The sequence below is a fragment of the Anaerobiospirillum sp. NML120511 genome (genome assembly GCF_023050955.1).
In the GTDB taxonomy this organism is placed as follows: Bacteria; Pseudomonadota; Gammaproteobacteria; order Enterobacterales; family Succinivibrionaceae; genus Anaerobiospirillum.
This window is the reverse complement of sequence record NZ_JALKIK010000078.1, coordinates 1-6,591: the sequence shown is the minus strand read 5'-3', so window position 1 is coordinate 6,591 and position 6,591 is coordinate 1. Positions and strand designations below refer to the sequence as shown.

General features: G+C 50.2%; 6 protein-coding genes and 1 rRNA gene. 4 read left to right on the top strand and 3 right to left on the bottom strand.

The window, feature by feature from the left end; all coding sequences use genetic code 11:
• The first annotated feature begins 2 nt into the window (after positions 1 to 2).
• A 5S ribosomal RNA gene (rrf, locus tag MXE39_RS12560) occupies positions 3 to 118 on the top strand.
• A gap of 152 nt (positions 119 to 270) precedes the next feature.
• The gene (locus tag MXE39_RS12555; RefSeq protein ID WP_246979034.1) at positions 271 to 1,857 is read left to right on the top strand and encodes a sodium:solute symporter; all 1,587 of its coding nucleotides are present in this window, start codon (positions 271 to 273) and stop codon (positions 1,855 to 1,857) included.
• 331 nt (positions 1,858 to 2,188) lie between these two features.
• On the opposite strand, the gene MXE39_RS12550 is transcribed toward MXE39_RS12555, so the two are convergent.
• Complete coding sequence (locus MXE39_RS12550; RefSeq protein WP_246979035.1) at positions 2,189 to 2,791, bottom strand: DUF805 domain-containing protein; 603 nt, start codon at positions 2,789 to 2,791, stop codon at positions 2,189 to 2,191.
• A gap of 418 nt (positions 2,792 to 3,209) precedes the next feature.
• On the opposite strand from MXE39_RS12550, the gene MXE39_RS12545 reads away from it, so the two are divergent.
• On the top strand, positions 3,210 to 3,401 hold the full coding sequence (locus tag MXE39_RS12545) for a YqaE/Pmp3 family membrane protein (protein WP_246979036.1): 192 nt from the start codon (positions 3,210 to 3,212) through the stop codon (positions 3,399 to 3,401).
• Positions 3,402 to 3,569: 168 nt separating this feature from the next.
• Here MXE39_RS12545 and MXE39_RS12540 read toward each other — a convergent pair whose 3' ends face one another.
• Complete coding sequence (locus MXE39_RS12540) at positions 3,570 to 3,752, bottom strand: hypothetical protein (RefSeq protein ID WP_247074195.1); 183 nt, start codon at positions 3,750 to 3,752, stop codon at positions 3,570 to 3,572.
• Between the two features lie 1,018 nt (positions 3,753 to 4,770).
• Positions 4,771 to 5,016, bottom strand: coding sequence for a hypothetical protein (locus tag MXE39_RS12535; RefSeq protein ID WP_246979037.1), 246 nt, complete (start codon positions 5,014 to 5,016; stop codon positions 4,771 to 4,773).
• 477 nt (positions 5,017 to 5,493) lie between these two features.
• Between MXE39_RS12535 and MXE39_RS12530 the strand changes: the two genes are divergently transcribed.
• On the top strand, positions 5,494 to 6,024 hold the full coding sequence (locus tag MXE39_RS12530) for an NUDIX domain-containing protein (protein ID WP_246979038.1): 531 nt from the start codon (positions 5,494 to 5,496) through the stop codon (positions 6,022 to 6,024).
• Positions 6,025 to 6,591 lie beyond the last annotated feature (567 nt).

Here is a 6,591-nt window from a genome sequence, read left to right as displayed (position 1 = left end):
TGTCTGGCGACCATAGTGCTGTAGTCCCACCTGTCCCCATTCCGAACACAGAAGTGAAATGCAGTAACGCCGATGGTAGTGCAACGTACGATTGTGTGAGAGTAGGTCATCGCCAGGCTTAATTTTTCCTGAAAAGGCCCGCTGAGTAAAAAATCAGCGGGCCTTTTCGCATCTGTACCGTAGACAAGTCTTTTTATCATAGGTGCAAAACAGATATATAAATTACGTATAATGCCAGCTCTGTTTTAGTTGTTCAGGAGTTTAGTGAACATGTCACAGGAGCTGCAGGGCTTTACATGGATTGATATCAGCGTACTTATCGTCTATATGACAGCAGTGCTCGGTATCGGCATCTACTTTTCCAAAAGCAGAATGTCAGGTAAGGAGTTCTTCAAGGCTGATGGATCAGTTCCATGGTTCGTAACCTCAGTGTCAATCTTTGCTACCATCATCTCCCCTCTGTCCTTTCTTTCTCTGGCAGGCAAGTCTTACGACGGCACCTGGATGCTGTGGTTTGCCCAGCTGGGCACCCTGATTGCCGTCCCTCTTACTATACGTCTGTTTTTGCCTGTATATGCCCGTCTTAATATAGACACTGCCTATCATTATCTTGAGATTCGCTTCCAGTCACCGGCTCTGCGAGTGCTCGGAGCAGTGATGTTTATGATCTTCCAGCTGGGCAGAATGGCTATTGTTATGTATCTGCCATGCGTAGCCATCGGCAATATGGCCGGTATCAGCGTTGATCTGCTGATCCTGGCAATGGGCGTGGTCTCTATAGTCTATTCCTGTACTGGCGGTCTTAAGGCTGTGCTGTGGACCGATTTTATGCAGGGAGTCATCCTGCTTGGCGGCATTGCACTGACTCTGATCTATATCGTGCTCAAGCTTGATAATGGCGCAGCTGACATTGCTGATGCTCTGTTTTCCCAGGGGCGCTTTCTGACCGCGCGCGATCAGCTGATCGACTGGAACAACCTGCTGGGCACTTCTATTGTGGTTACTCTGATTGGCGGCGGTCTGACTACCTTCTGCACTTACATATCTTCTCAGGATATTGTTCAGCGCTTTACCACCACTACCAGCGTTCGTGACCTAACCCGTATGACCATAGGCAATGGCCTGCTGTCCATTACCTGTGCTTCACTGTTCTTTATGATTGGTACTGCACTGTATCTGTACTATCAGCAGCGCCCTGAAGCCATAACTGAGGCATTTCGCAACTCTCAGGATCAGGTAGTAGTTTATTTCATCACCAAAGAGCTTCCTGTCGGAATTACCGGCATTATCCTGGCAGCTCTGTATGCCGCTGCCCAGTCCTCGATTTCAACTGGTATCAACTCCATTGCCACCTCATGGGTAATGGACGTGCAGTCACGTATCTCCCCTGATATGTCGGCTCACAGACAGACCAGAATAGCCCGCTATATTTCCCTTGCTGTAGGTGTTGCTGCTGTAATCACAGCGATGTACCTGGCTCGCATTGATATCAAGTCAGCCTACGAGCTCTTCAAGGCTTTCCTGGGACAGGCTCTTGGAGCTCTGGCAGGCGTATTTATTCTGGGAGCTCTGACCCGCAAAACCACCGCAACCGGCGCCTTTGCTGCCTTCATAACAGCAACTGCCTTAATCCTGTACTGCCAGTTCACCATACCGTCCATTTCTTTCTGGACCTACTCACTTATAGCAATAGTCACGACCTTAACCGTAGGTATAGCAGTTTCCAGAATTCAGAGCATGATTACCGGCCGTGTATACCATGCCCCTGAGGGCTCAACCATGGTAAAGGCCAGCCGCTGCAGCGTCGCAGCAGCGGCTGCTGCACAGGATCCAGCTGCAGACGTTACCGCAAAATAGTAGGCAGCATAAACTGCCATGGTATCTGCAGGTATGAACAGGCTTTCAGACTCATCCTGCCTGTCTTCAGCAATTGATCAAAGCTGCATATGACACTGATGCTTTCCCAGTACAGTCATGATTATGTATGAACATCATGCTAATTAAGCTGAAAATACGTTACTGTACATATTAGGAAGCATATTATGACTAAATCCCTTATTGTTGCTTTATAAAACAAAACAGGCTCAGAGCATAAGATCTGAGCCTGTTTGTTTATGTAAGGCACACGCTGTCATGGCAAAGCCTGGATCAGTTGCGTCTTACAGGAAATGCAGTCTGAATTTCAGGTTTAGCCCTGCTTATTCTCACCTGTGCCTTGCTGAGGCTGTTCAGGAGCAGCTGATGGCTGAGCGGCCTGGTCCTGCTGGGCTTGCTGGGCATTAATCTGAGCTGCAATCTCAGCGGCCTGGGCTGCCTGCTGGGCAGCATAGACAGCCAGTGGGTCAGGTCCGAACTGATTGTCACCTGTGGTGCCTGGACGCACAGTCTGAATAATGAGGTAAATGGCAGCTGCAGCAGTAAGGAGCCATAACACTGCACTGAGTGTCAGCATGCCTTCGCTTAATAACAGTAAGCCAAGAACGCCGAACACAACGGCAAGGAGGCTTAAAACTGGAGGCATAATGATTGCCAGAATAGCTGGCATACCGCTCTTGTCCAGATCATGGAAGCGTCTTACTGAAACGGCCAGATATGGGATGAACATGGCAATTGATATTGCCAGAGAGGCAATAGGACCAATATAGGCAATGGCAGAGATTTGAGAGCTTACTGCGTTCACAATGCCGTAGAACAGCATGAACCACCAGTACTCTGAACGTGGGGCACGGCCTTTAAAGTTGCGATAGTTAACAGTCATGCATGACTTGACTGCATCCTGGAACTGGATCATAAGTACTCCTGAATGTTTTGTACTAACAATCATGAAGATCTGACTGAGCGGATCTCAATGACATAAAGAAAGAACAGACCTGCTGCAGACTGTAAACTGCTGCTTCAGTCCTGCGGTGCATGCCTCATGACTGAATAAGCCAGCTAAGCATGTGACGGGCTGACTGTAAAGCCAGCCGAAAAATAAGTGGTGCAATTTCCAGGCCTATGCATGCTAATTTAGCATCATTACTGTGCTGTTTATTTCTGGCAAAACCTTATTAACATGCTGTTTATCTGAACTTGACACTCCAGTGGCAGTATATTTTGCACTGTTATGGATCGGACAAAATGAACATGTACGATGCTGTGCTTTTCCTGTTTTTCTTATGTAATGATATAGACATTGTTAAACAAAATTATTTCAGGAGTAATGTCACATGCGTTTATTAATCTGTCTGCTGTTGCCTTGGCTGGGCTTCTTTACCATCGGCAGACCATTGGCCGGTTTTCTCTGTCTGTTTCTGCAGCTTACATTTATAGGATGGATTCCGGCAGCAATCTGGTCAGTATACGCGCTGAGCCAGTACGATACCGAAAAGAAGATTGAAGCTGCTTTGAGCAAGAAATAAGTACAGACCTTGCGGTCAGCTTCAGACATAACGGCCCGGAAAGCCCCGCTTCATGGTGGGGCCCCGGGCCGTTTGCCATTATGGAGCCGACATGTGATGATCCGGCTTTGCACATTATTCTGCAGAAGGTCAGCCAGCGATGCCCGGATCCTGATGTCTGAATGCGGCTCAGATGTTGATGAATCCCTCACTGTCAGGTTGGCTTGCTGCAGTTTTTTGAAAGTCTGCAAAGACCAGCTCCAGGGTCAGGTAGATGCCATGGCAGCCACCGGCGGCACTCAGAGTGTCGTCTATGCTATGTGCAAGGCTCTCGGGCAGCATGGACTGCTGTTGTGATGGCTGGCTGGTCATGGGCGGTAGAACAAAGTCAGCAGCAGGTAAGCAAAGCCCTGTAAGGTATGGCCTGAGTAGAACTTATGAGCACCGCCGCAGATGAGTGTCAGACACAGTAACAGACATACACTTTTCTTTATGCGCCTGTATCCGGACTCATGGTAAGGCGCGCCCTTCTCCACAATGATGCAGACCTGGTCACCTGCATAGACCTCGCCACGGCAGTGCTTCACAGGTATCTGGACCATCTGACCATTGCCCCTGTCCACAAGGCAAATCCCATCTCTGATTTAAACCACTCTGGGCATATTCATATCCTGTGTGCCTGATTCCCCGAAAGGCAGCGTGCCTGCGGGCATCATCCGTAGGGCTTTCTTGTGCCTGTCATCTGAGGGCGCTACTGTAACTTCATCTGAGCTGCACCATTCCTGTAACCACTGGACAGAGCTTTGTCCCGGATATGCAGCTGCCAGGTGGAATCTTTTTGACCGCGTGCTCAACTTTATCCATTAGGCCTCTGGGCTGCGGGGGCAGCTCATGAGCATGATTTGAGTCCATGCTGGGGCATTCTTCGCTCACCTGACTGGGGCTGACAGCTGTGCATGGCATGCGCATGCAGCGGCAGCATATACAGCAGCAGGCAAGATGCTATTGAGGGATGTAAGGCCATCTGAAAGGCTGTTAAGAGCAGTAATGTCAGCCAGCCTGATCATTCCCGTAATCAGCTCAACAGGGCTGCATCTGCATATGACGCAGCATTGGCTGCAGCCGTCGCTGCTGCTGGCTGACGTATTATTACCAGACCACATTATGCACCACAGACCTTTTAAGGACTCTTGTCTGCACCCTGCAGTCTCCAGACTCCGTCCTTGAGCTTTCAGCCCCAAGACTCTGTCCTCGAGCTTCCAGCCTCCAGACTCCGTCTTTTAGCTTGCAGCCTCCAGAATCCGTCCATGAGCTTCCAGCCGTCAGCGCAGGCCCACAGGGCATGGTCTGTGGCTTCAAATGCCTGCAGCCTGGGCTGATGGCGGGGCGGTCAGTAGTGCGGAGGCGGGGTCTCTTCGCTTTCCGGGCGTACGGCTGAAGGCTCTGACTGCATGGAGGCCAGAAAGCGTATCTGCTTTTCAGCCTTATCCATACGGCGCAGCATCTCATCAAGGAAAGTACCATTCTCATGGAGTGAAAGCTCAAGCCAGGCTATTCTTTCCTGCATCTTTTCATTGTCTTGTTCCAGGCGCTCGCAGCGCTTGAGCAGCTGCAGGTATTGTTCTTCAGTGTGCATATTTATCCTTCAGGTTGTAAGGATTAGTCAGGTGAGCATATGACCCGGCGGAGCCGGGTATGAGCTTGCTTTGGCAGTGGCTGCAGCGGCTCCAGCTCAGTAACGTTCGCCGGGTACTGCCAGGTTCACAGAGTAGTTCCGGCATCATGGCCGATGGCTCGGCTATGTGCTCAGCAGGTCGTCATAATGCTGCTTTCAGCCTCAGCATGGGTGAGAGCAGGTCCGGCGGCAGGGGCGAAGCCGGCTGCGGCCATTGCGTCTGTCCAGAGCTCCTGTCGAACCACAGCATGTCATCATCCTGAGTGTGCACCACGGCGGGCTGCAGCTCTGTGGCTGTGCGTCAGGCATTATAATAGTCACGGGCTGCAAATGCAGAATTATCCCGTTGACAATCGGGCTCAGGGCTGTTTGCTGCGCTGCGTACTGCTGCGCCGCTGCGGCCGGATAGCTTGTCTTAATTCACCTCAGGAGAATGCCATGGCCAAAGTAGAAATGGTCGATATTATTAACCGTGATGATGAGGTCATTGATACCGTACCACGCTCTGTCATGAGGGCCAATCTGCTGCCGCACCGCTCTACTTACGTGGCCGTTGTCGACAGCAAGGGCCGCATCCTGGTAGAGCTGCGTACCCTGACCAAGGATTATGCTCCTGGTGTCTTTGATGCCTGTGTAGGCGGTGTAGTACAGAGCGGTGAGGATGTGCATGAAAGCGCTGCCCGCGAGCTGCTTGAGGAAGTGGGCATAGACGTGTCAGCCAACAAGAACCTGACCTTTACTCATCTGGGCAAGCTGCTCATTCCTTATGCCGTATCCGACGGCTTTGTCATGGCCAATCTCTACCTGTGCAAGGGTGACTGCATCACCTCCCGCCAGAAGAGTGAAGTCAGCGGCATCATGATGCTCTCCGAGTCCGAGCTTATGGCCCTTAAGAGCCAGTGTGCCCGCGACAGCTTCATTGCCTTTGAGGAGATTATGCGTCTGTCCCGCGAGCGCGGCCTGCTCTGATAACAGCGGCCTTACCTGAGCTGATGCTCTTTAGCGGCACCGCATGGCATCATGCTTTGTGTACTCAGTACTGTGCTGATGATGCCAGCAGGGGGAGCTGACAACTGCTGGACATGGCCATGAGCGCTAATGCTGCATGACCTGTTGTAGCTGCAGCAACCGCTGCTGCGCAGCTGCATGGCCACATGGTCTGAACAGCATGGCTGACTGCAAATCACAGAGCCTGCCTACCTTGCATGTGCGCAGCTGACATGTATGCGCTGGGCTGAAAATGTCTGAGCTGTACATGATATTTAAAGATTGTCACAAAAATTATTTATAGTTTGTCATTATATTTATAGTTTGTCATAATATGACTGCAATTCTGCAATATTTACTTTATTTACGGGGTTTTCTCCATTTCATACCATGCAGATAAGGTGATCTGACTCACACAAAATGCACTTTATGATATTTATACTTTGTCATAAACTCATACCTAAAGTCAGATCAGTGGCAAACTATATGAAAAAGTCTTTAATAATCGACTTGATAGCTAAATGGGAGGACGGTCAAAGTCGTGGACTT

Coding starts and splice junctions, on each gene's coding strand:
- MXE39_RS12540 (WP_247074195.1), bottom strand. CDS start 3,752: ATGACCAGCCAGCCATCACAACAGCAGTCCATGCTGCCCGAGAGCCTT.
- MXE39_RS12550 (WP_246979035.1), bottom strand. CDS start 2,791: ATGATCCAGTTCCAGGATGCAGTCAAGTCATGCATGACTGTTAACTAT.
- MXE39_RS12545 (WP_246979036.1), top strand. CDS start 3,210: ATGCGTTTATTAATCTGTCTGCTGTTGCCTTGGCTGGGCTTCTTTACC.
- MXE39_RS12535 (WP_246979037.1), bottom strand. CDS start 5,016: ATGCACACTGAAGAACAATACCTGCAGCTGCTCAAGCGCTGCGAGCGC.
- MXE39_RS12555 (WP_246979034.1), top strand. CDS start 271: ATGTCACAGGAGCTGCAGGGCTTTACATGGATTGATATCAGCGTACTT.
- MXE39_RS12530 (WP_246979038.1), top strand. CDS start 5,494: ATGGCCAAAGTAGAAATGGTCGATATTATTAACCGTGATGATGAGGTC.